This is a genomic window from uncultured Cytophaga sp. (genome assembly GCF_937863595.1).
GTDB lineage: Bacteria > Bacteroidota > Bacteroidia > Cytophagales > Cytophagaceae > Cytophaga.
The window spans coordinates 1-26,702 of record NZ_CALMGQ010000024.1 but is presented as its reverse complement, the minus strand read 5'-3'; the positions used below and the strand labels follow the sequence as shown (position 1 = coordinate 26,702).

At 33.5% G+C, this 26,702-nt stretch carries 27 protein-coding genes; 18 read left to right on the top strand and 9 right to left on the bottom strand.

Annotated features, from left to right (window positions below; genetic code table 11):
• Positions 1-45: 45 nt before the first annotated feature.
• From Q0543_RS01975 to Q0543_RS01925, 11 genes are all read left to right on the top strand, one after another.
• Complete coding sequence (locus Q0543_RS01975) at positions 46-867, top strand: transcriptional regulator (protein WP_299248321.1); 822 nt, start codon at positions 46-48, stop codon at positions 865-867.
• Positions 864-1,670 carry a nucleotidyl transferase AbiEii/AbiGii toxin family protein gene (locus Q0543_RS01970; RefSeq protein WP_299248319.1) on the top strand — a complete coding sequence of 269 codons (807 nt, stop codon included), beginning with the start codon at positions 864-866 and terminating at the stop codon, positions 1,668-1,670. Before Q0543_RS01975 ends, Q0543_RS01970 begins: the two co-directional genes overlap by 4 nt.
• Positions 1,667-1,906, top strand: coding sequence for a hypothetical protein (locus Q0543_RS01965; RefSeq protein ID WP_299248317.1), 240 nt, complete (start codon positions 1,667-1,669; stop codon positions 1,904-1,906). The genes Q0543_RS01970 and Q0543_RS01965 overlap by 4 nt, the downstream gene beginning before the upstream one ends.
• Entirely contained in the window at positions 1,903-3,165 is a 1,263-nt protein-coding gene (locus Q0543_RS01960) for a DNA cytosine methyltransferase (protein WP_299248314.1), read from the top strand. Before Q0543_RS01965 ends, Q0543_RS01960 begins: the two co-directional genes overlap by 4 nt.
• The gene (locus tag Q0543_RS01955; protein WP_299248312.1) at positions 3,162-3,866 is read left to right on the top strand and encodes a hypothetical protein; all 705 of its coding nucleotides are present in this window, start codon (positions 3,162-3,164) and stop codon (positions 3,864-3,866) included. The genes Q0543_RS01960 and Q0543_RS01955 overlap by 4 nt, the downstream gene beginning before the upstream one ends.
• 4 nt (positions 3,867-3,870) lie before the next feature.
• Positions 3,871-5,439, top strand: a complete 1,569-nt coding sequence (locus Q0543_RS01950; RefSeq protein WP_299248310.1) for an AAA family ATPase — start codon at positions 3,871-3,873, stop codon at positions 5,437-5,439.
• 2 nt (positions 5,440-5,441) lie between these two features.
• Positions 5,442-7,715 carry a DUF2357 domain-containing protein gene (locus Q0543_RS01945; protein ID WP_299248307.1) on the top strand — a complete coding sequence of 758 codons (2,274 nt, stop codon included), beginning with the start codon at positions 5,442-5,444 and terminating at the stop codon, positions 7,713-7,715.
• Positions 7,716-7,719: 4 nt separating this feature from the next.
• Complete coding sequence (locus Q0543_RS01940; protein ID WP_299248304.1) at positions 7,720-7,989, top strand: hypothetical protein; 270 nt, start codon at positions 7,720-7,722, stop codon at positions 7,987-7,989.
• A 104-nt stretch (positions 7,990-8,093) separates the two neighbouring features.
• Positions 8,094-8,822 carry a transposase gene (locus Q0543_RS01935; RefSeq protein ID WP_299248301.1) on the top strand — a complete coding sequence of 243 codons (729 nt, stop codon included), beginning with the start codon at positions 8,094-8,096 and terminating at the stop codon, positions 8,820-8,822.
• A 50-nt stretch (positions 8,823-8,872) separates the two neighbouring features.
• Positions 8,873-9,220, top strand: a complete 348-nt coding sequence (locus Q0543_RS01930; RefSeq protein ID WP_299248298.1) for a transposase — start codon at positions 8,873-8,875, stop codon at positions 9,218-9,220.
• Between the two features lie 193 nt (positions 9,221-9,413).
• Entirely contained in the window at positions 9,414-11,222 is a 1,809-nt protein-coding gene (locus Q0543_RS01925) for a UvrD-helicase domain-containing protein (RefSeq protein WP_299248295.1), read from the top strand.
• Positions 11,223-11,402: 180 nt separating this feature from the next.
• Here the strand turns inward: Q0543_RS01925 and Q0543_RS01920 are convergent, their stop codons facing one another.
• The 8 genes from Q0543_RS01920 to Q0543_RS01885 all read right to left on the bottom strand — a co-directional run bounded on the left by Q0543_RS01920 (position 11,403) and on the right by Q0543_RS01885 (position 18,326).
• The gene (locus Q0543_RS01920; RefSeq protein WP_299248292.1) at positions 11,403-12,398 is read right to left on the bottom strand and encodes a hypothetical protein; all 996 of its coding nucleotides are present in this window, start codon (positions 12,396-12,398) and stop codon (positions 11,403-11,405) included.
• A gap of 155 nt (positions 12,399-12,553) precedes the next feature.
• Positions 12,554-13,306 (bottom strand): outer membrane beta-barrel protein, encoded by a 753-nt coding sequence (locus tag Q0543_RS01915; protein WP_299248289.1) that lies wholly within the window; start codon positions 13,304-13,306, stop codon positions 12,554-12,556.
• Positions 13,307-13,311: 5 nt separating this feature from the next.
• Positions 13,312-14,238, bottom strand: a complete 927-nt coding sequence (locus tag Q0543_RS01910) for a PCMD domain-containing protein (RefSeq protein WP_299248286.1) — start codon at positions 14,236-14,238, stop codon at positions 13,312-13,314.
• A gap of 628 nt (positions 14,239-14,866) precedes the next feature.
• Positions 14,867-15,643, bottom strand: a complete 777-nt coding sequence (locus Q0543_RS01905; protein WP_299248283.1) for a hypothetical protein — start codon at positions 15,641-15,643, stop codon at positions 14,867-14,869.
• Positions 15,644-15,801: 158 nt separating this feature from the next.
• The gene (locus Q0543_RS01900) at positions 15,802-16,371 is read right to left on the bottom strand and encodes a uracil-DNA glycosylase family protein (RefSeq protein ID WP_299248280.1); all 570 of its coding nucleotides are present in this window, start codon (positions 16,369-16,371) and stop codon (positions 15,802-15,804) included.
• Positions 16,372-16,615: 244 nt separating this feature from the next.
• Positions 16,616-17,236 carry a GTP cyclohydrolase I FolE gene (folE, locus tag Q0543_RS01895; RefSeq protein ID WP_299248277.1) on the bottom strand — a complete coding sequence of 207 codons (621 nt, stop codon included), beginning with the start codon at positions 17,234-17,236 and terminating at the stop codon, positions 16,616-16,618.
• Positions 17,237-17,246: 10 nt separating this feature from the next.
• A complete protein-coding gene (locus Q0543_RS01890; protein ID WP_299248274.1) occupies positions 17,247-17,924 on the bottom strand; it encodes an FAD-binding oxidoreductase in 678 nt (225 codons plus the stop codon).
• A 12-nt stretch (positions 17,925-17,936) separates the two neighbouring features.
• Positions 17,937-18,326: a hypothetical protein gene (locus Q0543_RS01885; RefSeq protein ID WP_299248271.1), complete on the bottom strand. Its 390-nt coding sequence runs from the start codon at positions 18,324-18,326 to the stop codon at positions 17,937-17,939.
• Positions 18,327-18,432: 106 nt separating this feature from the next.
• Here Q0543_RS01885 and Q0543_RS01880 point away from each other — a divergent pair, with 106 nt between their 5' ends.
• The gene (locus tag Q0543_RS01880) at positions 18,433-19,101 is read left to right on the top strand and encodes an RNA polymerase sigma factor (RefSeq protein ID WP_299248269.1); all 669 of its coding nucleotides are present in this window, start codon (positions 18,433-18,435) and stop codon (positions 19,099-19,101) included.
• A 90-nt stretch (positions 19,102-19,191) separates the two neighbouring features.
• Here Q0543_RS01880 and Q0543_RS01875 read toward each other — a convergent pair whose 3' ends face one another.
• On the bottom strand, positions 19,192-19,542 hold the full coding sequence (locus tag Q0543_RS01875; protein ID WP_299248266.1) for a hypothetical protein: 351 nt from the start codon (positions 19,540-19,542) through the stop codon (positions 19,192-19,194).
• A 96-nt stretch (positions 19,543-19,638) separates the two neighbouring features.
• On the opposite strand from Q0543_RS01875, the gene Q0543_RS01870 reads away from it, so the two are divergent.
• From Q0543_RS01870 to Q0543_RS01845, 6 genes are all read left to right on the top strand, one after another.
• Positions 19,639-20,289 carry a DUF6498-containing protein gene (locus Q0543_RS01870; protein ID WP_299248264.1) on the top strand — a complete coding sequence of 217 codons (651 nt, stop codon included), beginning with the start codon at positions 19,639-19,641 and terminating at the stop codon, positions 20,287-20,289.
• 190 nt (positions 20,290-20,479) lie between these two features.
• Entirely contained in the window at positions 20,480-21,109 is a 630-nt protein-coding gene (locus Q0543_RS01865) for a hypothetical protein (RefSeq protein WP_299248262.1), read from the top strand.
• A 152-nt stretch (positions 21,110-21,261) separates the two neighbouring features.
• Positions 21,262-21,978, top strand: coding sequence for a YebC/PmpR family DNA-binding transcriptional regulator (locus Q0543_RS01860; protein WP_299248259.1), 717 nt, complete (start codon positions 21,262-21,264; stop codon positions 21,976-21,978).
• A gap of 209 nt (positions 21,979-22,187) precedes the next feature.
• On the top strand, positions 22,188-23,519 hold the full coding sequence (locus Q0543_RS01855) for a Fic family protein (RefSeq protein WP_299248256.1): 1,332 nt from the start codon (positions 22,188-22,190) through the stop codon (positions 23,517-23,519).
• A gap of 248 nt (positions 23,520-23,767) precedes the next feature.
• Positions 23,768-24,991 (top strand): outer membrane protein transport protein, encoded by a 1,224-nt coding sequence (locus Q0543_RS01850; RefSeq protein WP_299248253.1) that lies wholly within the window; start codon positions 23,768-23,770, stop codon positions 24,989-24,991.
• 2 nt (positions 24,992-24,993) lie between these two features.
• A complete protein-coding gene (locus Q0543_RS01845; protein WP_299248251.1) occupies positions 24,994-26,343 on the top strand; it encodes a hypothetical protein in 1,350 nt (449 codons plus the stop codon).
• The last annotated feature ends 359 nt before the right edge of the window (positions 26,344-26,702 follow it).

The window sequence follows — 26,702 nt, the reverse complement described above, 5'->3', positions numbered from 1 at the left end:
TATATTTTGTATCGATTATGTCAGGTTTAACCTGACAATTTAACTATGAAACATAAATATATATCTACGCAATCAAACCAACTTCTTTCCTATTTCAATGGGCAGAACAGGGTATGTTTTGATTATATATTGGCAACAAGCGCACTTCCCGATTCTAAACCGAGCGCAATAAGAGAATTACTTAGCGACATGACAAAAAGAGGTTTGTTGATGAGATTAAAAGAGGGTATTTATTATATCATTCCTTATGAAGAAAATGCCGAAACATTTATGCCTGATTGGCATTTAATTGCTGAGTATATAGTAAATACAGCGAATTATTATATTGGTTATTATTCTGCTTTGCATATTAATAATCTGATAACGCAGCCATCATTAAAAGAACAAATTGTTGTTGATAAGCAAATCCGTCCGTCTCAAATTGTAATTAAAAATATTCCATTTCAATTTATATATCACAATGAAAAACATTTTTTTGGAGCAAAGAAAATTTGGATTGATAAATACAATAAAGTACTCTGTTCGGACGTAGAAAAAACAATTATTGATTGTTTGTTCAAACCTAATTATGCTGGAGGAATCGTTGAAGTTGCACGGGCAATGCATATTTCAAAAGCCAACATCAATTTTGAATTACTACTTGAATATGCTATAAAATTCGATTCTCAAGCCGTTATAAAACGTTTAGGTTTTCTTCTAGAAATATTAAGTATTGAAACGAATATAATAGATGAATTGCAAAAAATAAAAACATCTTCATATATATTGCTTGATACCGAATTGCCTAAAATAGGCAAACGAAATACTCGTTGGTATATTCAACAAAATTTAGAAACCGAAACAATTACATCTGCTATATATACATGATACAACCCAAAGAAATACAGCAGAAGGCAAGGCTTGTAGGTGTGCGTGAGCAACAGATTGAAAAAGATTACATACTTTCATGGATATTAAAAGGAATCTCACAACATGAATTTCTTTCTAAGGTAGTTGTATTCAAAGGTGGTACAGTGTTAAAAAAAATATACTTTCACGACTATCGATATTCGGAAGATTTGGATTATACATTATTGAAAAATGAAATAATCAACGAACAAATTTTTGAATGGTTTAATGATATTTTTAAATATATAAGCGAAGAAGCGAACATAGCACTTGAAATTAGAGAAGATAACCAACATGAGGATGGAGGCATTAATTTTTACATTAATTATATAGGACCCTTAGGTGGCCAAGGCAATAATAAAAAAGTAAAAGTTGATATTTCACGAAGCGAATTGTTGGCTTTTGAACCTCAAATGAAAGATGTTATTATTGACTATACCGATTTGCAAGCCCATCAATTGTTGTGTTACCCCTTAGAAGAAGTATTGGTAGAAAAATTACGTACAGTAATGCAACGTATGCAAGCACGCGATTTTTATGATATATGGTATTTGCTTGAAGTACATGAAATGAAACCACATTTCTATCAAAATGAATTTGAAACGAAATGTAAAAATAAAGGAATTGACCCTACGGATTTTGCTAAAAAATTAGCTGAACGATTACCTCAATACAAAGCACGGTGGCAAAACTCTATGAAAGAGCAAATTAAAAACCTTCCAGATTTTGATCAAGTAGAACGGGCTGTGCAAAGACATTTAAAGAAATTTAACCAAAATTGACATTGAAAAGGTTGGCCTACCTAGAAAAACACGAAACGGTTGAAGGAGAAAACCCACCTATTGGTTTTGTTTTATGCACCGGCAAAACTCCTGAACATATAGAATTGTCACAATTACACAAAACCAACATTAAAGTGGCCGATTATTTTACGATATTGCCATCGAAAGAAATTTTATTAGACCGCTTGCATAAAGCGATTGCCATTGCTCAAAATCAAATGAGAGAGAAGGAATGAAGAAAGAAAAAAAATTAACATTTATTGATTTATTTGCTGGTTGTGGGGGTTTAAGTGAAGGGTTTCTTCAAACAAAGAAATTTAATGCAATAGCTCATATAGAATGGGAATTGCCAATGGTTAATACATTAAGAGATAGATTAGTAAGTCATTGGGGACATACAGATGAAGAAGCAAAAAAAAGAGTTATTCATTTCGATATACAAAATACAGAAGAATTACTAGAAGGAAATTGGAGTGAAAATTCTCAACATTTATATAATGTTTTTAATGATAATAAAATCATAAAAAATGGTTTAAATGGTTTAATAAATAATAAAAAAATAGACGTTATTATAGGAGGTCCACCATGTCAGGCATATTCAATACATGGAAGAGCAACTGATCGCGGTTCAATGCAAAATGATTATCGAAATTATTTATTTGAAAGTTTTGTGAAAATTGTAGATAAAGTTAGACCTGAAGTTTTTGTATTTGAGAATGTTCCGGGAATTCTAAGTGCAAAGCCTGGTGGAGTAAAAATTACGGAACGAATTTATGAAGCATTTTGTAAAATTGGTTATATAATCCCTGAACCTAGTGAATTGAGTAATGTAGTATTTGATGCTTCTGATTTTAATGTTCCTCAAAAAAGAAAAAGAGTATTAATTATAGGGATAAAGAAAGAATCTAAATATTGTCTAGATGATTTTTATCAGAGTATTCTTAAAAATCAAGATAAAAAAAATAAAAAAACGGTGAGGGATGCTATAGGTTTTTTACCTCGAATTTTACCTTTAAAAAAAGTTATAAAGGTAAAGGGTAAAAATATATCTCACTATTCAGAAGATACAAATATTTTGCAGCATACACCAAGACATAATAATAGCAGAGATGTTAAAATATTTAAAAAATGGATTGAAGAAGGAATGAATTATCTACCTCATAAAGAGAAAGTGGATTTTTATTATGAAATGACAAAAAAACAAACTTTGTATAGTAAGTATAGAAATCTTGAATGGAATAGGCAAGCTCATACAATTGTAGCTCACTTGCAAAAAGATGGATTAATGTTTATTCATCCAGACCCTGAGCAAGCGCGAAGTATTACTATACGAGAAGCTGCTTTATTAATGACTTTCCCTGTTGATTACAAATTTATTGGATCAAATGCTTATTGCTATAAAATGATAGGTAATGCAGTTCCTGTTAATTTTGCAAAATCAATTGGAGATTCTATTTATGAAGTGATGTCTAGGAAAAATAAACAAATTAAATGAATATATTAATAGCTTGCGAAGAGAGTCAAACAGTGTGTAAGGCTTTTAGGGATTTAGGTTATAACGCTTTCAGTTGTGATATCTTGCCATGCAGTGGAGATCACCCGGAGTGGCATTTTATGACTGATGTGTTTAAGGTCATAAAAAATAAGGGAGGTATTTTACAGAATGGAAGAACTTATAATATAAAAGGTGTTTGGGATTTGATGATTGCTCATCCACCATGTACATATCTATCTGTAAGTGGTGCAAGATGGTATTATCATCCTGAAGATGGTCATTTACCTATAGAAAGTCGTCGACCTCATCCAAACTTTCCAAATAGAGCAAAGGATAAAGCTGAAGCCGTGAAATTTTTTACGAAACTTGCTAAAGTAGACATTAAGAGAATTGCTATAGAGAACCCTATTGGAATTATGAGTAAACTTTGGCGGAAACCAGACCAAATTATACAGCCCTATATGTTTGGTGATGAAGCAACAAAAACAACATGTTTGTGGTTAAAAAACCTTCCACAATTAATACCGACAAAAATGGTAGGTAAAGGAGAGCGAGTAGTTTTATCAAGTGGTAGATCTTTACCTAAATGGTATTCAGATTCATTTCATACATCAATTTCAACAGAACAAAGGCGTACACTTAGAAGTAAAACTTTTCAGGGTTTTGCAGATGCAATGGCTACTCAATGGTCTAATTTATAATCATATGATATATATAAGAAAAATTTTTACTCAAGATCTTAGAGATGGGAAACAGATTGCTTTCCCGACGGAGCCATCAAACATCTTTTTCAAATTTAGCTTCAGTGACCCTGATAGGGCAATAAGCTTTAAATTTAAGGAAAATGATGATCATTCGAATAATTATCCTATTAACGATAAAATCATTAATACAAGAATTTATTCTGCCGGAAGTGAAGCTCGTATTGACGGCCAACTTAAACAGTTCCTAAGAGATGATTTAAATGCTAAAATTGAAGATATAATTGTATTTAGAGCAATTAATTTAATGCTATATGAATTTGAGTTTATACCTCAAACGGAAGCATATTATAGTATTTATAAAAATATTTTAAATGGCAAAAATCACGAAGTTGTTCTTGCACAAGATAATCAGGACTTGAAAGATAATATTATTCATAGTACATCATATGTTGAAAATCTTGATTTTAATTCGTTTAAATTAATTGCTGATGAAGCAGGCCTAATATTTTCACCACAACTTATTCAACGTTTCATTGCCTCTCTAATTACCAAACCTTTTGTAATACTTTCCGGCTTATCAGGTTCTGGAAAAACCAAATTAGCTCAGGCATTTGCGCAATGGATTTGCCAAGATGAAACACAATATTGTATAGTACCTGTTGGTGCAGATTGGACAAACCGCGAACCATTATTGGGATATTTGAATGCGTTGAAACCAGACGAATACATAAAACCAGAAAATGACGCATTGGTTACGATAATCGAAGCAATCAATCATCCAGAGCTTCCTTATTTTTTAATTTTAGATGAAATGAACTTAAGCCATGTAGAGCGCTACTTTGCAGACTTTTTAAGTGTTATGGAATCTAAAGGTAAGATTTCCCTTTATTCTGAAGGTACTGTAAATAATGGTGTTCCAGATAAACTTCAATTACCATCTAATTTATTTATAATCGGTACGGTAAATATTGATGAAACAACCTATATGTTTAGTCCTAAAGTATTGGACAGAGCAAATGCTATAGAATTTAGAGTTACAAAAAGTGAAATTGAAAACTTCTTTACAAATCAAAAAGAAGTTGATATGAGTCAACTTAAAACGAAAGGTGCATCCATGGCACAAAGTTTTTTAAGTTTAGCAGAGAATAAAAGTTTTGCGGTTCAAGAAACTGATGAAATAAATAAAACTCTTGTGAACTTTTTTGAACAACTGAAAAAAGCAGGTGCAGAATTTGGTTATCGCAGTGCTTCAGAAATAATACGTTTGATGAATCAATTATCCGTAATCGATTCTGATATTAGTATTGATGCCAAACTTGATATTGCTATTATGCAAAAACTTTTACCAAAATTACATGGCTCTCGACGCAAACTGTGTCCCATATTAATTACGATAGGTAGTTTTTGTGTAAAGAATGATAAAATCGTAAACATAGAAAAGGACGTTTTCACTAAAGAAGACTTTAATTTTGAAAGTGAAGATGTTAAGTATCCAATATCACTTGAGAAAATTACTCGTATGTATAGAGGTGCCATTGAAAATGGATTTGCTAGTTACGCTGAAGCTTAATCATGTTGGCACACGAACCATTTGTAAAAATTAATCTTGACTATATAGAAGAAGGTCTAAAACTTACCATTGATGCTAAGGTTGACGACACCTTGTTTATAACGTCTGATGCCTTAGAAAATGGGGAAGCAGCATATCAATTGGTTGAAGGGTTTTCATACGATTATGAATTTAGTGATAAAAATTTTTCATTTAAAAAAGACCAAATAGTACAGCCGCATTCGAGAAAAAATAATCTTGGCATTATTTCCCCCAATATCTATGTTGGCACATTATCCTTACAAGTATTAAAATCTGACACACCTGTAGGCGTAGTACTTTTAGAGGTTCAATCAATTAAATCGGGGTATCGAGAAGATTACCGTGACATGCTTGAACTCATTACTGAAAAATGCACTGATCTTTTAATGCAAGCGAACTCTCCGGTATCGCATAATTTTGAAACAGATTTTGAGAAAGATAATAAGACGCTATACCAGAAATTTGTTTTTATTAAATCGATAATTTCGACAGACGAGTTTGCAGAATCAGTACACCGAATCGTTTCTGCTCCAGTAACAAAATGGAAAGAAACAACCGAGCAAAATGATATTCGGAAAATAAAGCGTTTTAAAAATTCTAATATAAAAGAATTGATTTCTGGAAGTAATAGATCTCAATTGCCAGGAGGTCATTACTTAGAACAATATGGTTTGAAAAGTCTTCCGAATAAAATTACCACCGTTCGCAAAATTGATACCGTTGATACTCCAGAAAATAGATTTGTAAAATTTGCACTTGAAAGCTTTTTAAAATTTTGTTCTGATATAAATAAAAAAGCAAAGAAAGAATCTAGATTATTTATTGAATCTGAATTAATAGAAAAAGAATTAGAATCGTATTTACATCATTCAATTTTTAAAGAAATATCTCGACCAGAAACTTTAAGACTGAATAGTCCGGTATTGCAGCGAAAAGAAGGATACCGAGAAGTATTACGCGTTTGGTTGATGTTTGATCTTGCTGCAAAATTAGTTTGGAAAGGTGGAGATGATGTTTATTCGGCAGGCAAAAAAAATATAGCAACACTATATGAGTATTGGTTGTTTTTTAAGTTACTCGATTTGTTTAAATCTATTTTCGAGATTGAACCCAAAGATATATCGGATTTAATAAAGGAGTCTGATGATGGATTAAATCTTCAACTTAAGCAAGGAGAACATACTGCTTTAAAAGGGATTTACAACACGGGCACACGTAAATTAAATATTCGTTTTAATTACAACAGATCATTTAAGGGAGGGGTAAATGATTATCCTAATTCTGGAAGTTGGACAACAACCATGCGGCCAGATTATACGTTGTCATTTTGGCCTGATGGCATAACAGATGTAGAAGCAGAAGTTCAGGAACTCATGGTTCACATACATTTTGATGCAAAGTATAAAATAGCGAATCTAACAGATATGCTTACTTCTGAAAATCAAAATGATTTAGACGAGGAAAAAATAGAAAATAGAAAAGGCATCTATAAAAATGCGGACTTGTTAAAAATGCATGCATACAAAGATGCAATTCGCAGAACAGGTGGAGCATATGTATTGTATCCTGGTAATACTCCGATAAACAAAAAAGGCTTTCATGAAATAATTCCAGGTTTAGGAGCATTTCCAGTTCGTCCATCAAAAACAGATGATGGAATAACTGAACTTAAAATTTTTATTCTTGAAGTCATAAATCATTTTGTTAACAGAGCTTCTCAACGTGAAAAGATTGCGTATAGAACATTTGATGTTTATAAGAGCAAACCTGAGAAAGGTGATGAAGTAAATGAAATTCTTCCAGAAACATATGGTTCCAATAGAAATCTGATTCCGGATGATACGTTTGTATTGGTTGGCTATTGTAGAAAAGAAAATCTAGATTGGATTATTTCAACCGGTCTTTATAATGCAAGGACTGATAGTAGACGTGGTTCTTTAAGATTAGGTCCTGGAGAAGCAGGTGCTAAATATTTACTACTACATTCAAAAAACGAAACTAAAACTGGAAGGTTGTTAAAAATAACAGAAACGGGTCCACGTGTATTTTCTAAGCAAAAGTTAATTGATAATAAGTATCCAAGTGAACCTTCACAAAATTATTATTTAGTTTATAAAGTTGAAGAGATTTCTGATAAGGAATTATTAAACGTAGAATGGGATATTACGAAGCTTGAAAAATATAAAAATGGTAACAACTCTGCATTACCTTTTTCAGTAACCTTGTCTGAATTAATGAACGCAGTAATTAAATAATTATATGCCAACCCTCACCGAAAAAATATCCCACCTCGAAAAATTCTTAAATCAAGCAGAAGAAAACTATGCGGATAGTTTTAAAGCAGACATCATAGATTATTTTGATTCGGTTGAAATAGATAATAAAGTATTGAGTTTTTTGTTAGCGATGGATACATTTGAAGAAATTGAAAAATGGATCACAAAATTGACCTCTCGCATCGTATTAAAATTCGACGAAGAGTCTGAAAGCATAAATGATTTTATAGGTGATTATATAAAAATGGGCTGATAGAATAATTATCATCCTCATTAACCATTGTTAACTAATTCATCCAACTTTCATTTTTTAAAATAAACAACCGATCTTTGTGCATCAGCTAATTTTTTTGATGCATGAAATACAATCCCAAAATTCACAATCGCAGGTCGTTGCGATTAAAGAACTACGACTATTCACAAGAAGGTGCTTATTTTATTACCATCTGTTGTAAGGATAAAGCACATGTATTCGGTGAAATAATAAACAACGAAATGATATTGAATGCAAATGGAAATAGTGCCTACGACGAATGGTTGAAAACAACCGAAATTCGTTCGAATGTGGAATTGGATGTTTTTGTAATTATGCCAAATCATATCCATGGAATTGTTATTATTAATAACCAAATGATGGATACTGGTAGGGGCGTATTGCATACGCCCTGTATAAATATGCACGGTTTGCAAACGTCCAGCACCGATGCAAACATTGTGCATACATCCGATACAAACAAACACGGTGATTTGATTGTTCCAGAAATGCATGCGTCCATTATCGAACATTCGTTCATTATCAATCAGGGCGTATGCAATACGCCCCTACGTTTGAACAATTTGCAAACGCATAATTTTGATACGTCCCTACGGTCGCCTTCGAATAACATTGGGGCAATTATTCGGGGATATAAATCGGCGGTTACAAAACAAATGAATATGTTGGGTTTGGGTAATTACAAACAATCTTCAACGGTTTGGCAACGTAGTTTTCACGAACACATTATTCGGGATGAGAAATCGTATCAAAACATTTCGAATTATATTGTAAGCAATCCTGAAAAATGGGATACAGATAAATACCGATAACCGCTAGGGGCGTATTGCATACGCCCTATGTCAATATACCACATTTGAAAATGTATGAAACCGATGCGAAATTGCCGGATGGTTTGATTATGCCAGAAATTGATATACACATTATCCAATCCGCTGAAGGTTTGCAGCCGCTGTGCAATAACCAACAGGGCGTATGCAATACGCCCCTACGGTCGCCGTCGAATACAAGAGGAGCAATTATTCGGGGATATAAATCGGCGGTTACAAAACAAATGAATATGTTGTGTTTGGGTAATTACAAACAATCTTCAACAATTTGGCAACGTAGTTTTCACGAACATATTATTCGGGATGAACAATCGTATCAACCCATTTCAAATTATATTATAAACAATCCATCAAAATGGGATACAGATAAATACCGATAACCGGTAGGGGCTTATTGCATACGCCCTTTAACCAACCGCCGCCCATTATCCAACAGGGCGTATGCGATATGCCCCTACAAAAAACGGGTGGGCAATAATTGGGTATATGCAATACGCCCTTTACGAATAAATAATAATTAATACGTAAATTGACCAGCAAAAATATTTCCGCTACGCGATTAAATTTCCACCTATGCAACTAAGCAACGAGCAACTCGCCATTATAAATTCCACCGGAGATATTAAAATCAATGCCGTTGCAGGTTCGGGGAAAACGACTACGGTAATTGAATATGCGAAGGCGCGGCCGGCCAATAGTAAAATATTGTATTTGGCATTTAATAAATCGGTAAAGATTGAGGCACAAAAGAAATTTTCAGATGCAGGATTACACAATGTAAAAGTTGAAACTGCACATTCGCTCGCGTACCGCGAGGTTGTATATCGACACAATTACCGCGTAAAAGCAAACGGATATAAGACACACGAGATTGTAGATATTTTGGGTTTACAAAACACGGGCGACAAACATGCCGAATACATTGCAGCCAATCACATCAATAAATTTGTTGCCTATTTTTGCAACAGCGATAAATTAAAAGTTCAAGATCTCAATTACCGAGAGGTTGTTTTTGATCAGGAAGCAAAAGCATTCGTATCCGCAGCATACGCATACATAGAAAAGCAGACGCGACAGTTTTTAGCAAAGATGGATAAAGGTGAAATAGAAATCACCCACGATTTTTATTTAAAGAAATTTCAATTGTCGCAGCCGCGTTTGTATTTCGATTACATATTATTTGATGAAGGTCAAGATGCATCGCCTGCCATGTTGGATGTTTTTTTTAAACAACCAGCAACCAAAGTGATTGTGGGCGATACCCATCAACAAATTTACGGCTGGCGTTTTGCAGTAAATTCCTTGGAGAAAGCAAATTTTAAGACATTCAATTTATCGTCGAGTTTTCGCTTTAGCGCTGATATTGCAAAACTTGCCGTGGATGTATTGAACTGGAAAAATTTTGTAAGCGAAGAAAAAGTTTATTCCATCGAAGGAAAAGGCACGGGCAAAGAAAACAAAGTTAAAGCAATTATTGCACGCACCAATTTGGGTTTGTTGTTGAAAGCCATTGAGTTTGTTATTGAAAAGAAAAACGTCAAACATATTTATTTTGAAGGCAACATTCATTCCTACACCTATGCCGATGAAGGCACGTCGTTGTATGATGTATTGAATTTGTACAATCGGAAACCTGCGCTGATTCGGGACAAGTTGATTGCGCAAATGAAGAGCATAGAAGAATTGGAAGAATATGTTGAAAAGACAGAAGACGTACAACTTAAAATGATGATTGAAATTGTAGAGGAATACGGAAATGACATTCCTGGAATTTTAAATCAGATAAAAGAGAAACATGTTGGTAACGACGAAAAGCATAAAGCTGAAATGATTTTTTCGACCGTGCACCGATGCAAGGGAATGGAATACGATTCGATACAAATTGTAAACGATTTTATCACGCAGGATAAAATAGAAAAACAAACCAAAGGCACGCGCACCGACGATGAAATAAATATTTCTAAATTGAATGAAGAAATCAATTTGCTGTATGTTGCGGTAACGCGTACAAAAAATACGATACACATCCCCGAAACCTTGATGCCGAAAAATGCAACACCTTCAGCACAAATTAATGTATTGCGTGTATTGGAAGAAGAAGAGGAGCGTAAAGCTGCGCAATCAACTGCAAGTTCAAAAGGAAAAAATAAAAATCAACCGAAAAGTTACGGTTATCCAAAAGAGAAATCCTATTCGGTTGATGAAGCACGAGATAAAAATAAAGAAGGCTACCAACCTTGGACGCATGCCTTGGATCAAGAGTTGGCGCGTATGTATTTAGACGGAATTAGTTTAGGCGACATGGCGAAACATTTTGGTCGCACCCGTGGTGCAATTGGCTCACGCATTAAAAAGCTGGAGCTGGAGTATATAAATAGGTAGATTGCTCGTATTCGAGATATTCGTTCTCAGAAAAAATATTTTGGAGAAAAGTACTTGATATATATGCAACGAGTATTGATTAAAATTGGAATATAAGATGCAATAGAAAATAAAGAATAAATGTTACTTTTAAACACCCTTCTTTATGAATTAAGAAGAATGTTTAAAAGTAACAAATTTTCAATACGGTTGATTAATTTTTTCCAACGCTATAATCTCATCACTATAATCGCTTTCAAGAAAACTGATTGGTGGATTGGGGAATTGAATTATCTCCTTCATCGTTAATGCCCAAGGCTTCCAGTAGTTCGCTAACACTTGTCCGTACATGTTGTCGTCCCAATAATCAAACAAGTCCGTTCCTGGTTTTGCGACTAGTGGTTGTGATTCAATTGTTACTTTGTCTTCGTCTAAAGTAACAGCATACGAGGCATAGTCGGTCAGTAAATAATTGGCATAAATAAACTTTGCACACAACTCTTCAAACTGAATGGGGTGCAAGGTTTGATTGCCAATTCGGTTTGTGAGGTCATCGAATTTTTTACCGACTTCGCCATTGTCTTGCAGACAAGCGACAATGCCAAAATCATTCATGCTTAAAGAGAAATTGAGGTTGTTTGTTTCGTCTTTATAATTAAACAAATCAGTTGAATACTTAACCTTGAATACACGAATGCTCCAGGGTTTTAAGCCGTTAAATTCCATTGGCACAACCAAAGACTGCAACATGGAATGGAGTTTTTGAAAACGGGCTTTTAAAAATCCAGATAAGCGAAGCGTATCATCTTGTTCGGCTAGTTTCGTTTGGGCAATACGTAAGTCTTCAAACAAAACACCCAGCATCAATTTTGCCATCCACTGAAACAACCGTTCTTCTGGAATTTTTACGACTTCGTCGTAGCCTGTACAAAACGCTTTTTCAATTTCGGTTTCCAAAGGATCCAAGGCATTTTCAATGACATCTTTTGAAAAGGGTACTTTCAGATTTTTATATGGAACACGCGTTTTTTCGTCCAACATTTTAAATGTTTGATCGCTCAGATTGTAACGCTCCAGAACCCATTCAGGAAAAATTGGGATTGGTTCCGTGTTCGCATCTAATGGTTTACCCGTTAGAAAACAGGTTTGCATGCCAAAATGCATGCTTTCGAAGGGATTGTACAATTGAATTGCCATACTCCAAAATTAGTACATAAATAGGAAATTCCTATTGATAGGAATCATACCTTAAATCAAAAAAAATGGAAACGGATTATAAATTCCGTTTCCATTTATAAAAGAATGCAGTTGTTTAGAGCCGATAAGAGATTGATACTTATCCGTTATTAAAGTTACGCTTTTGGTCGTATAAAGTAATATTTAACCGTTAACTGACCGTACAAATCTTTTAATGTATATGGAATACCTTCCCATTCCTCTTTATATAAACTTTTAAGCGAATAGGTAGCTCGTACTTCTAATGCAAAAGCAGAAGAAAGTTGATATTGTGTGCCTGCAACAAAACCGTAATATCTCGAGGTCATTTCTTTGCTGTAATTATATTCTTTATCGGTTACTGTATTTGGATCTTGAATATCGGTTCTTCCAACAATACCGGTAGCTGTTCCTTTATTCGTTTTATTAAATGCCCATGCATAATACATGCCTGCATGAATCTGCCATTTGTTTCCAAAAGCATACTGCAACAAAATAGGCATTTCTATGTAATGTGAATCAAAGGTTCCTTTTGTAGTACCCGTAAATGTTGTAGAAACATCAAACGTAATGGACTGATTATTTATAATCAAGGTGTTGTGATCAATGTAATTTTGATCTTTGACTTCGGACGAATAATTAATTTTTCTACGACTATAGAAAGCTTCTGCAGCAATGGACAATTTTTTTGTTATTGCATAAGAGAAGCCCGCTCCAAGAATTGGATTAAAGCCTGGGGAACCTGACTTGCTTACAATGCTTGGACTTTTGTATAAAGGGCCGCCAACTTGAATTCCTGTTTTTGCATATATGTTCCAATGAGAATTTTGTGCATAGGAAGCAGAAGTTGAAATGAGTAAACAAAGTGATAATGCAAAATAGTTACGCATGAGAATTATTCAGTAATTAATAGTTTGCTTGCAAAAACGGTTTCATCAGAAGTAATGAATTTACACGTATAAAATCCTACTGGCATATTTTCAAGTTCAAATTCTGGGGTACGTGTACCAATCCATTTTTGAGAACGAACCAATGAACCAGAAACGTTATAAAAATATACTGTTCCAGATTCAGAAGGAGCATTTGAAAGTACTACTCTAGATTGAGCCGGGTTTGGATATAGTACAGCCGAAATACTTGCCAAGGAAGCTGTCGTACTTAATGATGGTACTCCATCTAAAGAGAAATTATCAATCGTTAAAGTGCTACCAACTTGACCACGGAAATTTCCACCATCTGCGCTTGAAGAAAATACCATTGAAATAGAATCAGGATCTTCTGTAGATGTATATGTAATTGGCATATTTAATAACGTGTATGTATTAACAGAGGTTGAAGAAACAAAACTTCCTAGTCCAATTGTATCACGCTTATGAGTTGAAGTATTGTATTTTGTTAAAAGAGCATACATGGAGCAAGAATCACCTTTAACGGAAGCATATTTATAGTAAACATTAAATGCTGTTGGTCTTGAAGAATAGGGAGTGCCTATTTGAGCACTTTTTATTGGGTCGGTTAAGTTTAATTTGAATTTTCCTGTAAAAAGATTGCCTGAAGCAAGTTGACCGAAAATAGTTTGTGTTGTTAGTTTTACTGCATAGGTACCGTTTTGTGCATCTGTTGTCTGGGATGTTGGAGCTTTTACACCAGGAGCAACATCTAACGCGGCATTGCCAGATGCCCAGTTGTTAACTTCTTTGTAGGATGTATAAACAATATTACCCGGGTGATTCGTCCAGTTTTCAAAATCACTGTTTGCTAATTGTTGACCGAATGAGTGTGTGGATATTCCACACAAAAGTAGTATGTATAATTTTTTCATAGTTGAATATTTTTCTCCCAATCTACAAAATTAAGTGTGTTTGCAAAATTTTGAAATTGTGAAGCATAGCAAGATTAATACTGTTACAATTCCATTTTTTAGAGCTATTAGTATCTTTATTTTCAATGATTTACTTAAGCACTTATAAATTACGAGTTTGCAATTTTCAAAATAATACGATAAAAGTAGTGATAATTATTTGATTGAAATTTGAATTTTTGTCGCTATAGAACCAATTATAAGCATCAATAGAAGGCAACGGGTATTTCGGAAAAATTAATATTGACTACAATAAAAATGCCCTGTGAATCACCATAGTCGTCAACTTAAGAAAATTGTCGACACCGATGACAGGTGGTTGGTAGTTTACGCAAAAGAACAATTTCGCATTATCTATAATACTGCTGCGTAAACGTACCGAACCACGGCATGTTTTGAGTCTTCTGAAAATAAGCCGTGGTTCGGTAAATTTAAATGTTTGTTCTCTATGTTTAACCACTAATAATTATTACACTTAAACTACCAACCACTAGAGTATGAAATGCAAATCACTTAAGTTGACGGCTATGGTAAATTACAGGCCATTTATTTAAATGTTACTACCAATTAAATTGAACGCACAAAAGCATTAGTTTCTATACACTTTATCGAGTTTTTTATTTAATGCGTCAATCTTCTCTTGAATTTTAAATATTTTTTTTGTTTCTTTTTCTGAAAATGTACGATTGTATTCCGAACCTGATATATAAGCTGTATCGACTACGGCATAAACAGCGGTGTCGTAATCATCGTAAGTTTCAACATAAATGGAGTCTTCGTTTGCATAGTCAACGTAATCAGAATATGCATCAACATAATTTAAATATTCATTTACTTCTTCAATTTGATCAATTTCGCCATATTTCCACTGGTTATTAATGTATAGAGCATTATCCAGTTTTATTAAATATTTTTTTGTTCCGTGTTTGATATATAATGCACCAGAATTAATGGAATAGAAAGGAGAGCCTTTTTCTATTTGAAGTGTGTAGTAGAAGGTTAGATATTCAATGGTGTTTATATGAATATCGTTTGCTATGATCCATTCTTGAACCTTTGTATAGTTTTTATTCAATCGTTCGTTTAATTTCTTTTTAAGCGAAGATTTGTCAGATAGTTCATCTTGAAAGCGCTTCATTTCACTTTTAGAAATGTACGGATCTTCAAGAGCCAATTTATTTAGAAGATCTATATCTGCATCTGTAATTTCAAATGAACTTATGTATAAGGCCTGATCGTTTTTTTTCAGAACCTCAAATAATTTTTTTGAATATACGGTTGGGTCAGGTGGTACTTCAGAAACAGATGAAGAAAAAATCAAACAAACGATGCAAGATAAAAGTAAAAGTAGAGTTGATTTAAACATAAGGTTTAGTTTATTGAGAATGTAAAAATAAACAATCTATATTAAAATATAGGAGAAATTAAAAATGGTAAAATGTTTAAAATCGGGATTTCAGTCAAAAAAATGATTCAATCAAAATTATATTTTCAATTGGGGGATTCATGTTATTTTAAAAACAATCATATTAAATCTCTTACTGTAGTTTTTAAAACAGGAAGTACTTCTTCTTGAAACCATGGATTTTTTGATTGCCAAATGTTATTTCTTGGGGAAGGATGGGGTAAAGGAAAATAACGCGGCAAGTAATTTTCAAATGCGCGAACGGTTTCTGTTAAGGTAGGCTTAGTTGTATCTTTTAAATAATAGTTTTGTGCATACTGCCCGATCAACAAAATTAATTGAGCATCATTTAAATGCGTTAGTAATTTTTCATGCCAAAGTGGTGCACATTCTTTTCGTGGAGGTAGGTCGCCCGATTTGCCTTTACCCGGAAAACAAAAGCTCATTGGAATTGAGGCAAAAACTTCATCGTTGTAAAAAAGTTCTTTATATACGCCCAGCCATTTCCGAAGCGTATCACCACTTTTATCGTTCCATGGCGTGCCGGTTTCGTGCACGATACGACCAGGAGCTTGACCTATAATAATGATTTTACTTTTTGAACTTGCTTGCACAACTGGGTTCACTCCTAATTCGAGATAGGGTAAACATAACGTACAGTTCTTTATTTGTGCTAGAAGGTCGTTCATTGGTATGGTTTCAGTAAATAAGATATATGTATACTACCCTATATTAAAGAGATAAGTTCAATTGGAAAGGTGCGTATATAATAATAGCATTGCTCCGTGGTCTGAGTGACACCATAGCCGTCAACTTATAATTTAAACTTTTTCTAATCCCATAGGGATGAGATTATTGTAGCATATTAATTCTATCCAAAAAAAAGCACCAGTCAAAGACCAGTGCCATAAATATGTATAGGTAACAGGTTCTTTATTGAATCCCTTCTAAGAATGTTTTCTTTGTATCTGCTACTTTAAACTTACCACCGTAAAATGAAGTATGCGTTAAACTGTTGGTGTCTTTAATTCCTCTGGATGCAACGCAGAGATGACTTGCTTTAATATATACAGCTACATCTTTTGTCATTAAAATCTTTTGTAGACATTTTGCTATTTCCATGGTAAGATTCTCTTGTACCTGTGGCTTACTTGCAAAGAATTGTACAATCCGATTTAATTTTGAAAGACCTATAATTTTTTCATTTGGGAAATATGCAATGTGTACCTTGCCAATGATTGGAACAAAGTGATGTTCGCAATAACTGTATAAAGTGATGTCTCTTTCAAGTAACATTTCTTCATATTCCAATTCATTATCAAATAACGTGATGGCTGGAAAATTTTTTGGATTCAGTCCGCTGAAAATTTCCTTCACATACATTTTTGCAACCCGATTAGGCGTTTCTTTCAAACTTTCTCTTTCAAGGTCAAGTCCTAAGGCTTCCATTATTTTAGAAAAATGAAAACGAATGGTTTCAATTTTTTCAAGATCTATCTTTTCTGTTTTGTTTTGAACAACAACAGGTGCTATCATGTTCTCGTCGTACTTCATTTTCAATGTCTTAATAATCTGTAATAATATTTTTTTCAAGAGCTCCTAAGCCTATCAATATTTTTTTAATATCAGCAGAAAAACTTCCTGGTCCGCAGATATAAAAATATTGATGTATATCTATATTTTGTCCGGCTAGAAATGCAGCATCTAGTTTACCTGTTTTATAATCGGGATGATTTTCTTTACTTAAGATGTTAACAAATCGCTCTCCTAAATTGTGTGTGAATTCATCTTTTAAAAAGATATCGTCGTGTGTTTTATTTGCCCATAACAGACCATGATTGCTTAGAGGAATTCCTTTGTGAGCAAGATCTCTGATAATAGCTATAAATGGGGTAATACCTGTACCTCCAGCAATAAATACTCCGGGTTCTTTGTAAGTAAATGAATCCCATGCAGGTGTAATGGATAGTGCAGAATCAACGGTAAGTTCAGATAATGCTTGTGTGAAACCATTATGTTCTGGATAGACTTTGAGAATAAATTCTAAATAATTTTCTTTCGTTAAGCCAGTTAATGTAAATGGAGCAGTAACATCTTTCCATTTGGGCCCATCCATACCTAGTTCAACGGCTTGGCCTGCAGAGAAGATATAGTTTGCAGGTCTTTCTAACCGAAGTCTTAATACATTATGAGTAAGCCAATCTTTTTGTAAGATTTTTGTTTTTAATAATTCCGTACCCATAGTCGTAGTGTTTTAGTTTTGTTCCGAAGTGATTTCTGTCAGTTTCGCTAATGTAAATGCAGTAATTGCCATAACGAAGTCTCTTACTGCAACATCTGCATGGTGCCAAGTAAGTAACAAACTTAATGCAATGATTGCTAGCCAAGCTGCAACGATATAAGCACCCCAACGTGTTTTAAATAAGACAATTAACCCTGCAGCGATTTCAATAACACCGATTATCATCATGCATGCTGATGCACTGATTGGTAACATGCTGATAAAGCTTGGAGATAGATATCCTGTCCAATCCGTTAGTATATTAGTGAATTTATCCAAACCTGCAACTATTGGGACAACAATAAATACAATTTTAAGGATGTTTTGTAATTTTTTAACTTCTGTAAAGTTTTGAGTGTTCATATGTGTATATTTTAAAATGTGTAGGTTAGATGCTAGAAATAAAAAAAGGTTACAAGTTGTAACGTTTTAAAATCTGATGCATCTAATAGGTAATAAATAAGAAATTATGGGAGCAACAAGGATTGATTCATCTATTACGTTAAAATTGACAAATCAAGAAGTAGCTAAACGCGTGATTGCTGGCGAGAAAGAATTATTTGAGATTTTGATGCGTCGGCATAATCAAAAATTATATAGAATAATACGTGGCTATATAAATAGAGAGGAAGAAATTCTAGATGTAATGCAAGAAACGTATTTAAAAGCGTTTTATAAATTAGACAGCTTTCGATTGGATTCTGAGTTTTCCACTTGGCTGATACGCATTGGAATTAATGAAGCCTTGCAATGGATTCGGAAAAATAAAAGAGTAGTTCATATGGAAGATGATACAATCAAACAATTACATGATACGAATAGTTTAGTCACAAACGTTACAACTCCTGAGACTGGAATGATAAACCGTGAGTTAAATAATCTAATCACGAAAAGTATTGATTGCATTCCAGAAATGTATCGGATTGTTTTTATTATGGCTGAAGTGGAAGATATGTCTCAAACCGAAATTGCAGAAACGTTAGATATTACCATAAGCAATGTAAAAATTCGCTTACACAGAGCTAAAAAATTAATCAAAGAAGAATTATTTAATCATTCACAACTAAGCTCAATTTTGGAATTTGGGAACAGTCGCTGTGATCGATTAGTAGACTTTGTAATGAAATCGATTTTATAAAAATAAAGATTGAATATATAAGGAATATTAGAATGTCGTTTATAAAATAGACGACATTTTTTATGTAAAGGGAAAACCCCAATTACGAAATCAAATAGAATCAATTTTTTTCTCTTCTCGATCCTTCAAATAATTTTCGATTAATGATTCAACATACGTAAAAACAAAAATGGCAATAATAAAAATAAATACGCCACTAATGGTTTCAAACGTATCTTTGCTTACAATCATTTTAGATTGTTTTTTTGCAGTAAGTCCCCAAAGATTTTTTATACTTTTAACCACTACAAAATGTTGCACTGTTTTATAAACAATAAAAGCACATAAAGCCGCAACACCATTAGCAACCATTTCAAGCAATACTTTTTTCCTAGTAACTCGCGGGAAAGGTGTTCGCTGAAGGGAGTTTAAAAGGCTTTTTATTTCGTGGTTGATGTTCATGGTTTGTTTTAGTTTAATTTCAGCAGAGCTAGTGCAAATCAATTTTCTAAGGTATTAAATTATTTTTGTATTTTGGCATCTTGAAAATAAGTACAAATGAATATAACCAAGCAAAGTTGGCTGATTGATCTCGTCTCATTATTGTTTTTTACAATATTATCTGTAGCAGCTCTTGTACTGAAAGAGATAACTATTTTTTATGTTATGTATATCTTTTGGTGGGATGAACTTATAAAAACACTTTTCGATGGCATTCGTTTTATCTTCAACAGAAATTTAATTATGGATCCATCTATTTTTACCATTATTTGGTGCGTACGGTTTTTTATGCTTTGCGTGTACATGATGTTTATTATAGTTTGTTTTAATGTGATGGTCGAGGAGCATAATAATGTGGGGTATGATAAAAATATTGACGTAATTTTTTTTAGAAATGTAATCTTTAATATTACGCTGCTATCGTTTATTGTTAGAGAAGCTTTTAATTATGTAAACCATAAAAAACCTACCGCATCAATAACTAATTTAATACTTCCTAAAGGCGCACTTGTGCTTCACATATCAATCATTTTTGGTATGTTCGCTTGGTTTCTGTCCTCAAATAATGTTTTTCATTTATCAGAAGGTGCTGAAAAGTACAACACTTTATTTACGATTGCGCCTTTTATATTAATCAAATTTTTATTTGACTGGTCTAGTTTGAAAAATAAAAAGGAAAATGCAGAAAATCTATCATTAGATAGATAATCAATGCATCCATCTATTATTTGTAGAAATAAAGGGCTTGCCCAAAGAGGTTTTAAAATTTTAAAACTTAAAAACCTTTTTTTCTCTTACCCGTTCAGGATTGAAGTTTACAGTACCTTAAATGGCAAAATGAATAATTTAGGAAAGCTTTCAATTTTTTGGTGTTTTTTAATCTTGAAAATATGTACAAATGAATATAGCTAAGCAAAGTTGGTTGGTTGATCTGGTTTCGTTATTGTTTTTCACAGCGTTAACCGTTGTGGCTATTATTATGAAGGAGATAACTGTTTTTTTTGTTATTTACATATTTTGGTGGGATGAGGTTATAAAAACACTTTTCGATTGGATTCGATATTACTTCCATCCAAATCAGATTAAAGATGCAGATAAATATAAAGTTGTCTTATATGCTCGAATTTTTATGCTTGCGATTTATCTCGTATTTATCATAGTTTGTTTTTGTTTTATGTTTGAAGGAATAAATAATGATGGATTTGTTAAAAATATTCAAGTACTCTTTTTTAAAAATACAATATTTAACATTTCACTCATTTCTTTTGTTGGAAGAGAGGCTTTTAATTATGTGATTCATAAAAATCCTACCGAATTGACACCAGATACAGTACTTCCTAAAGGAGCACTTACCCTTCATATATCTATCATTTTAGGTATGTTTGCTTGGTTTTTAACTTCAAATAAATTTTTTCAAATGCCACTTGGACTAGAAAAGTATACAACATTGTTTACTATTGCTCCATTTATACTAATTAAATTTTTGTTTGATTGGTCTAGTTTGAAGGTGAAAGATAAAACCGAATAAAGTTTTCAATTTGATGGATACATAATTTGACAACGAATTGAAAATACTAAGAAGCTCTTAAAAGGGAGGTTTGGAATTTAAAAAATCAACATTTCTCTATATAACCTCTTGAAATCTGCGTAAATTAGCGCAAGATTGCAAATACAACTATTATGGGAAGAGCATACGAACTTCGAAAAGGAAGAAGAGCAAAACGTTTTGATCGCATGGCGAAAGCCTTTACGCGTTTAGGAAAAGAAATTGTGATGGCTGCCAAGCAAGGTGGTGCCAACATAGATACCAATGCACGTTTACGTACAGCCGTAAACAATGCAAAAGGATTGAATATGCCGAAAGATCGGATCGACGCGGCGATAAAAAGAGCATCTGGTAAAGATGAATCGGATTATGAAGAGGTAGTTTTTGAAGGATATGGTCCATATGGCATAGCAATTTTAGTTGAATGTGCTACAGATAACAATACGCGTACGGTTGCCAATGTACGTTCCTATTTTACACGATCAGGGGGAGCATTAGGAAAAACCGGCTCACTGGAATTTTTATTTGAACGCAAAGGTGTTATCAAGATTGACGGCACGGGTTTAGATCCGGAAGAATTAGAGTTAGAGTTGATTGATTTTGGTGCTGAAGAAATTGTAAAAGATGAAAATGAAATTTTCATTTATACTGCTTTTGTTGATTTTGGTGCCATGCAAAAGGAGTTGGAAAACAGAGGCATGACTGTTATCAATGCAGAAACAGAACGTATTCCCAATACTACAACTACATTGACTGCAGAACAACAAGAAGAACTTTATAAGTTGTTGGAAAAATTTGAAGACGACGATGATGTACAGGCGGTGTTTCATAACATGGCTGAAACGGAATAAGGCTTAAAGCGAAAAGATTAATGTAAAAGGTGCTCTACTTATAGTGGAGTGCCTTTTTTATTTGTCTTGATGCAATTATTTGACAATCAAACTTAAAATTTAAAAACATACAAATATTTCCAAATTTTATCAAAATTTGGAAATATTTGTATGTTTGATTAGATTTATAAAAATGTCCTAATTATTCAAAAATTTGGACATATTGTGATATGAAAAAACTAGAGTCAGCACCAGCTTGGTATAACGATGAATTTTATTATGAAGCAATTAAACTCAGAAAGGAGCTTAAATTAGATGATATCATCCAAAAGATAAATGAAGAATATTACTATTGGGATAAAGTAAAATACCAAAAAAACGAATTTGATATTTCACCAGAGCTATTATGGACAATTGTAAAATTGAGTAGAGTAGTAAATGCCAAAAAAATTAAATTTGGAGAGTATACATTTCAGTATAATATCAGTAATAAGATACAAAAGGCATTACATGAATTTGATTTGAATATTGGAGGAACATTAGTTACGCAAGGAGTTATACCAGAAGAAGACAAAAAACGATATTTAACGAGTTCAATTATGGAGGAAGCAATTGCGTCCAGTCAGATTGAAGGGGCGGTCACAACTCGTAAAAAGGCAAAAGAAATGCTTAGAAAAAATGCTAAGCCAAAAACAAAGTCTGAGCAAATGATTGTAAATAATTATACAACCATTAAACACATTGTTAGTTTAAAAAATGAACCACTCACAGAAAGACGATTATTTGAAATTCATAAATTAATTACTAAAGATACATTAGATGATATAACTGATGAAGGTTGCTATAGAGATAATAATGATGTCAATGTAGTAGATGTAATGGATGGAGAAACTATTTATACACCTCCAGTCCATGATAAACTTCCTGATTTAATGAAAGACCTATTTCATTTTTTTAACACTACTGAAAAGGACACATTTATCCATCCAATTATAAAAGCAGCAGTAATACATTTTATGATTGGTTTTATACATCCGTTTGTTGATGGTAATGGAAGAACTGCAAGAGCTCTTTTTTATTGGTATTTATTACGAAACGGATATTGGCTTACAGAATATTTGTCAATATCACGGTTGATTGTAAAAAGTAAAACACAATATGCTCAAGCTTATTTGTATAGCGAAATCGATGGAAATGATATTACATACTTTATTGATTATAAAATAAAAACAATGGATCTCGCTTTTCAGGATCTAAGAAAATATATACAAAGAAAGATTAATGAAAAAAAGCAACTCATCAATTTTCAAAAATTAAAAGGTGTTAACGAGCGTCAGGCAATAATACTGAAATGGATTTATGATGAGCCTGATAGTATATTTAGTGTGAAAGAAATTGAAGTTCGATTTAATGTTTCGAATCAAACAGCTCGTGCAGATTTACTGGCACTCGTAGAAATGAAATATCTAGATATAATTGAGCAAAATAAAAAAACTAAAGTTTATTCTAAATCAGAAAAATTTGATATGCTTACAGATGGTCATACACCGAAAAATCTATAACCACTCAATGGCGTTTAACTGTAGGTACAATAGTAACTATGCCCTTTAACCAAATGATATTGAATCATCACCTATAATAATTCTTTTAATGGTTGAATACTTGAATGCTACAATTTTCAAAAAAACATTTTTATATAAACTATGCATGCATAATTCTTTTTAATACTATGTTTAGTATATTAAACATGTTTACAGGTTAACGATGTAAACAACAAGTACTTTTTTATAAGAACCGTAAAATACATGCTATGAAAAAATTATTTATTGTGCTGTCTATGCTATCGCCAAGTTTATTGTTTGCTCAAGGCTTCCAGGTAAACTTGCAAGGGCAAAAACAGCAAGCTATGGGTGGAGCAGGCGTAGCCACGAATTTAGATGGAGCAAGTGTGTTTTATAATCCAGGATCAGTTTCACATTTAAAGGAAAACAGCGTCAGTGTTGGTGTGAGTTTAACGGCTGAGAGTACAGCGTTTCGCGATGGAAACAGCCAACAACAATTTCGTACGAACTCTCCAATAAGTACTCCATTTACAGGGTATGGCGTTTGGGGTCCAAAGGAAAGCAAATTCAAATTTGGTATGGGCGTATATACGCCTTTTGGAAGTACGATTAAATATGAAGACGGCTGGTCTGGCCGTTATGCACTTACACAAATGAAATTACTATCTGTCTTTTTTCAGCCAACGCTTAGTTACAAAGTAAACGATAAGTTGGGTATTGGAGCGGGCTTTGTATATGGTTATGGTCATATAGATTTAAGTAAGGATTTACCAATTGCAAATGCCAATGGTCAACAATCAACAGCTAACTTATCAGGCACTGCAGGTGGTATGGGTTACAACTTAGGGGTTTATTATAAACCAATTGAAAAAATTTCTATTGGTTTATCGTACCGCTCGCAAGTGAATATGAAATTAAAGAATGGTAGTGCAACGTTTAATGTGCCCAATTCTTTGCAAACAAATTTCCCTTCTGGAAGTTTTAGTGCCACGCTTCCTTTGCCACAAGTATTAACATTAGGCGTTGCGGTGAATGCGACAGAAAAATTAGTAGTGACTGCGGATGTAAATTACATCGGCTGGGGAAGTTATAAATCACTTTCATTTGATTACGCGCAAAATACTACTTCTTTAAAAGATACAGAGTCGCCACGTAATTATAAAAATACGTATGCCATACGTTTAGGTGGACAATATACATTGAGTGAAAAAATCTTGCTGCGTGCGGGTATGAATTACGAAAAATCGCCCATTAAAAATGGGTATGTAACTCCTGAAGTTCCCGATGCAGATCGATTGAATTTCACGGGTGGTATCGGGTACAAGCCTATAGAGCGCTTTATGATTGATGCATCTTTTAGCTACATCAATTTTATGAAACGTACCGATACAAATATTGAAACGAATTTAAGTGGAACGTATAAAACACGTATTCTCGTTCCTGGTTTGTCATTAACGTATAACTTCAACTAGCCATGAAAAATACTAAAACTATTTTATATTCTTTGGCACTGTGCGGAAGCATCGTTGCCTGTAAACCAAGCATAAGCGAACCAGCTGTAGATAAAGGAAGTTTGGATGTAAGTAAATATGTTTCTGTAGGTAATTCCATTACAGCGGGATATGCAGATAATGCCTTGTATTACGATGGCCAGCAAGTATCTTATCCGAATTTAATTTCGCAACAATTTTCTAAAATAGGATCTGGTGCTTTTAAACAACCAGATATAGATCCAAACTCCGTAGGTATTGGTGCTTCTCTCGGTGCACGTTTGGCTTTATCTCCACATGCTGATTGTTTGGGTACTACTTCATTATCACCAGTACCGATAGCGACAGCAGGAGATTTTACAATATTTGCAAGCAACATATTTGCAAGTAAAGGCCCGTTTAATAACATGGGTGTACCAGGCGCTAAAGCGACAACGACGGTATATCCTGGTTATGGAAATTCGGCAAATGGTCCGGGCAATTACAATCCGTTTTTCACACGTATGGCTTCTAATCCAGCAACAGCATCTATTCTTTCAGATGTAATGGCTCAAAACCCAACATTCTTTTCTTTATTTTTGGGAAGCAATGATGTATTATTATATGCTTTATCTGGTGGAACATCCGATGCCATCACACCAAGTGCAGGTGGGCCAGGAGTAGGTTTTGATGCAAGTATGGATGCGATTGTTTCAACCTTGATTTCAAATGGCGCAAAAGGAGTAATCGCAAATCTTCCAGAGATTACTTCTTTGCCCTATTTTACAACGGTCCCGTATAATGGATTGGTTCTTACAAGTCAAGCACAAGTTTCAGCTTTGAATGCAGTATATGCGCCATTAGGAATTACATTTCATTTAGGGCAAAATCCATTTATCATTGAAGATGCAGCCGCTCCGGGTGGAATGAGACAAATAGCTTCAACAGAATATGTGCTATTGTCTGTTCCTCAGGATTCGTTGAAATGCAAGCAATGGGGTTCAGCTAAACCCATTCCAAATGAATATGTTTTAATAAGCACGGAGATTACAAGTATTCAAACAGCAATTTCAAATTACAATACCAAAATTAAAAGTTTAGCAGCAGCAAATGGATTGGCGTTTGTAGATGTAAATCAATTTTTATCTAGAGCTGAAAAAGGGGTTGCTTACAATGGTATAAATTTAAGTACAACGTTTGTAACAGGAGGTGCATTTTCTTTAGATGGTGTCCACTTAACGCCAATAGGAAATGCTTTGTTAGCGAACGAATTTCTAAAATCTATTAATAAAACATACGGATCAACATTGCCTCTTATCGACGCGACAAAATATGATGGTGTGAAATTCCCTTAAATTAAAATACTACGTCATTACTAAGAGTGAATCCTTGATTGGATTCGCTCTTTTTATTTTAAGGAGAAAAATTAAAATACGTGCTCTAGTTTATTTTTCAATGAATGCCCTAGGTATTATAACAATTCGAGAGCTAGGGTGTAAATAGAGGGAGTACTTTTACATTTTTACAAACGCATTAAATTTCAATAATCTCACACCTTCAATAATCTCATTGCTTGGCTATAAAATTTTTCATACGAATTAATTCAACGCTATAATGAACAGAAATCATTTTTCGACTGTTTAAAAAAACTAGTATTCTTCGGGTCACATCCATTTTCTGGGGAGCAACTGGTTTAGGCGAATAATTTAGACAA

What these genes read in the sequence shown, in the direction of transcription:
- Q0543_RS01975 (WP_299248321.1), top strand. Translation starts at nt 46, where the DNA reads ATGAAACATAAATATATATCTACGCAATCAAACCAACTTCTTTCCTAT.
- Q0543_RS01970 (WP_299248319.1), top strand. Translation starts at nt 864, where the DNA reads ATGATACAACCCAAAGAAATACAGCAGAAGGCAAGGCTTGTAGGTGTG.
- Q0543_RS01960 (WP_299248314.1), top strand. Translation starts at nt 1,903, where the DNA reads ATGAAGAAAGAAAAAAAATTAACATTTATTGATTTATTTGCTGGTTGT.
- Q0543_RS01955 (WP_299248312.1), top strand. Translation starts at nt 3,162, where the DNA reads ATGAATATATTAATAGCTTGCGAAGAGAGTCAAACAGTGTGTAAGGCT.
- Q0543_RS01950 (WP_299248310.1), top strand. Translation starts at nt 3,871, where the DNA reads ATGATATATATAAGAAAAATTTTTACTCAAGATCTTAGAGATGGGAAA.
- Q0543_RS01945 (WP_299248307.1), top strand. Translation starts at nt 5,442, where the DNA reads ATGTTGGCACACGAACCATTTGTAAAAATTAATCTTGACTATATAGAA.
- Q0543_RS01940 (WP_299248304.1), top strand. Translation starts at nt 7,720, where the DNA reads ATGCCAACCCTCACCGAAAAAATATCCCACCTCGAAAAATTCTTAAAT.
- Q0543_RS01935 (WP_299248301.1), top strand. Translation starts at nt 8,094, where the DNA reads ATGAAATACAATCCCAAAATTCACAATCGCAGGTCGTTGCGATTAAAG.
- Q0543_RS01930 (WP_299248298.1), top strand. Translation starts at nt 8,873, where the DNA reads ATGTATGAAACCGATGCGAAATTGCCGGATGGTTTGATTATGCCAGAA.
- Q0543_RS01925 (WP_299248295.1), top strand. Translation starts at nt 9,414, where the DNA reads ATGCAACTAAGCAACGAGCAACTCGCCATTATAAATTCCACCGGAGAT.
- Q0543_RS01920 (WP_299248292.1), bottom strand. Translation starts at nt 12,398, where the DNA reads ATGGCAATTCAATTGTACAATCCCTTCGAAAGCATGCATTTTGGCATG.
- Q0543_RS01915 (WP_299248289.1), bottom strand. Translation starts at nt 13,306, where the DNA reads ATGCGTAACTATTTTGCATTATCACTTTGTTTACTCATTTCAACTTCT.
- Q0543_RS01910 (WP_299248286.1), bottom strand. Translation starts at nt 14,238, where the DNA reads ATGAAAAAATTATACATACTACTTTTGTGTGGAATATCCACACACTCA.
- Q0543_RS01905 (WP_299248283.1), bottom strand. Translation starts at nt 15,643, where the DNA reads ATGTTTAAATCAACTCTACTTTTACTTTTATCTTGCATCGTTTGTTTG.
- Q0543_RS01900 (WP_299248280.1), bottom strand. Translation starts at nt 16,371, where the DNA reads ATGAACGACCTTCTAGCACAAATAAAGAACTGTACGTTATGTTTACCC.
- folE (WP_299248277.1), bottom strand. Translation starts at nt 17,236, where the DNA reads ATGAAGTACGACGAGAACATGATAGCACCTGTTGTTGTTCAAAACAAA.
- Q0543_RS01890 (WP_299248274.1), bottom strand. Translation starts at nt 17,924, where the DNA reads ATGGGTACGGAATTATTAAAAACAAAAATCTTACAAAAAGATTGGCTT.
- Q0543_RS01885 (WP_299248271.1), bottom strand. Translation starts at nt 18,326, where the DNA reads ATGAACACTCAAAACTTTACAGAAGTTAAAAAATTACAAAACATCCTT.
- Q0543_RS01880 (WP_299248269.1), top strand. Translation starts at nt 18,433, where the DNA reads ATGGGAGCAACAAGGATTGATTCATCTATTACGTTAAAATTGACAAAT.
- Q0543_RS01875 (WP_299248266.1), bottom strand. Translation starts at nt 19,542, where the DNA reads ATGAACATCAACCACGAAATAAAAAGCCTTTTAAACTCCCTTCAGCGA.
- Q0543_RS01870 (WP_299248264.1), top strand. Translation starts at nt 19,639, where the DNA reads ATGAATATAACCAAGCAAAGTTGGCTGATTGATCTCGTCTCATTATTG.
- Q0543_RS01865 (WP_299248262.1), top strand. Translation starts at nt 20,480, where the DNA reads ATGAATATAGCTAAGCAAAGTTGGTTGGTTGATCTGGTTTCGTTATTG.
- Q0543_RS01860 (WP_299248259.1), top strand. Translation starts at nt 21,262, where the DNA reads ATGGGAAGAGCATACGAACTTCGAAAAGGAAGAAGAGCAAAACGTTTT.
- Q0543_RS01855 (WP_299248256.1), top strand. Translation starts at nt 22,188, where the DNA reads ATGAAAAAACTAGAGTCAGCACCAGCTTGGTATAACGATGAATTTTAT.
- Q0543_RS01850 (WP_299248253.1), top strand. Translation starts at nt 23,768, where the DNA reads ATGAAAAAATTATTTATTGTGCTGTCTATGCTATCGCCAAGTTTATTG.
- Q0543_RS01845 (WP_299248251.1), top strand. Translation starts at nt 24,994, where the DNA reads ATGAAAAATACTAAAACTATTTTATATTCTTTGGCACTGTGCGGAAGC.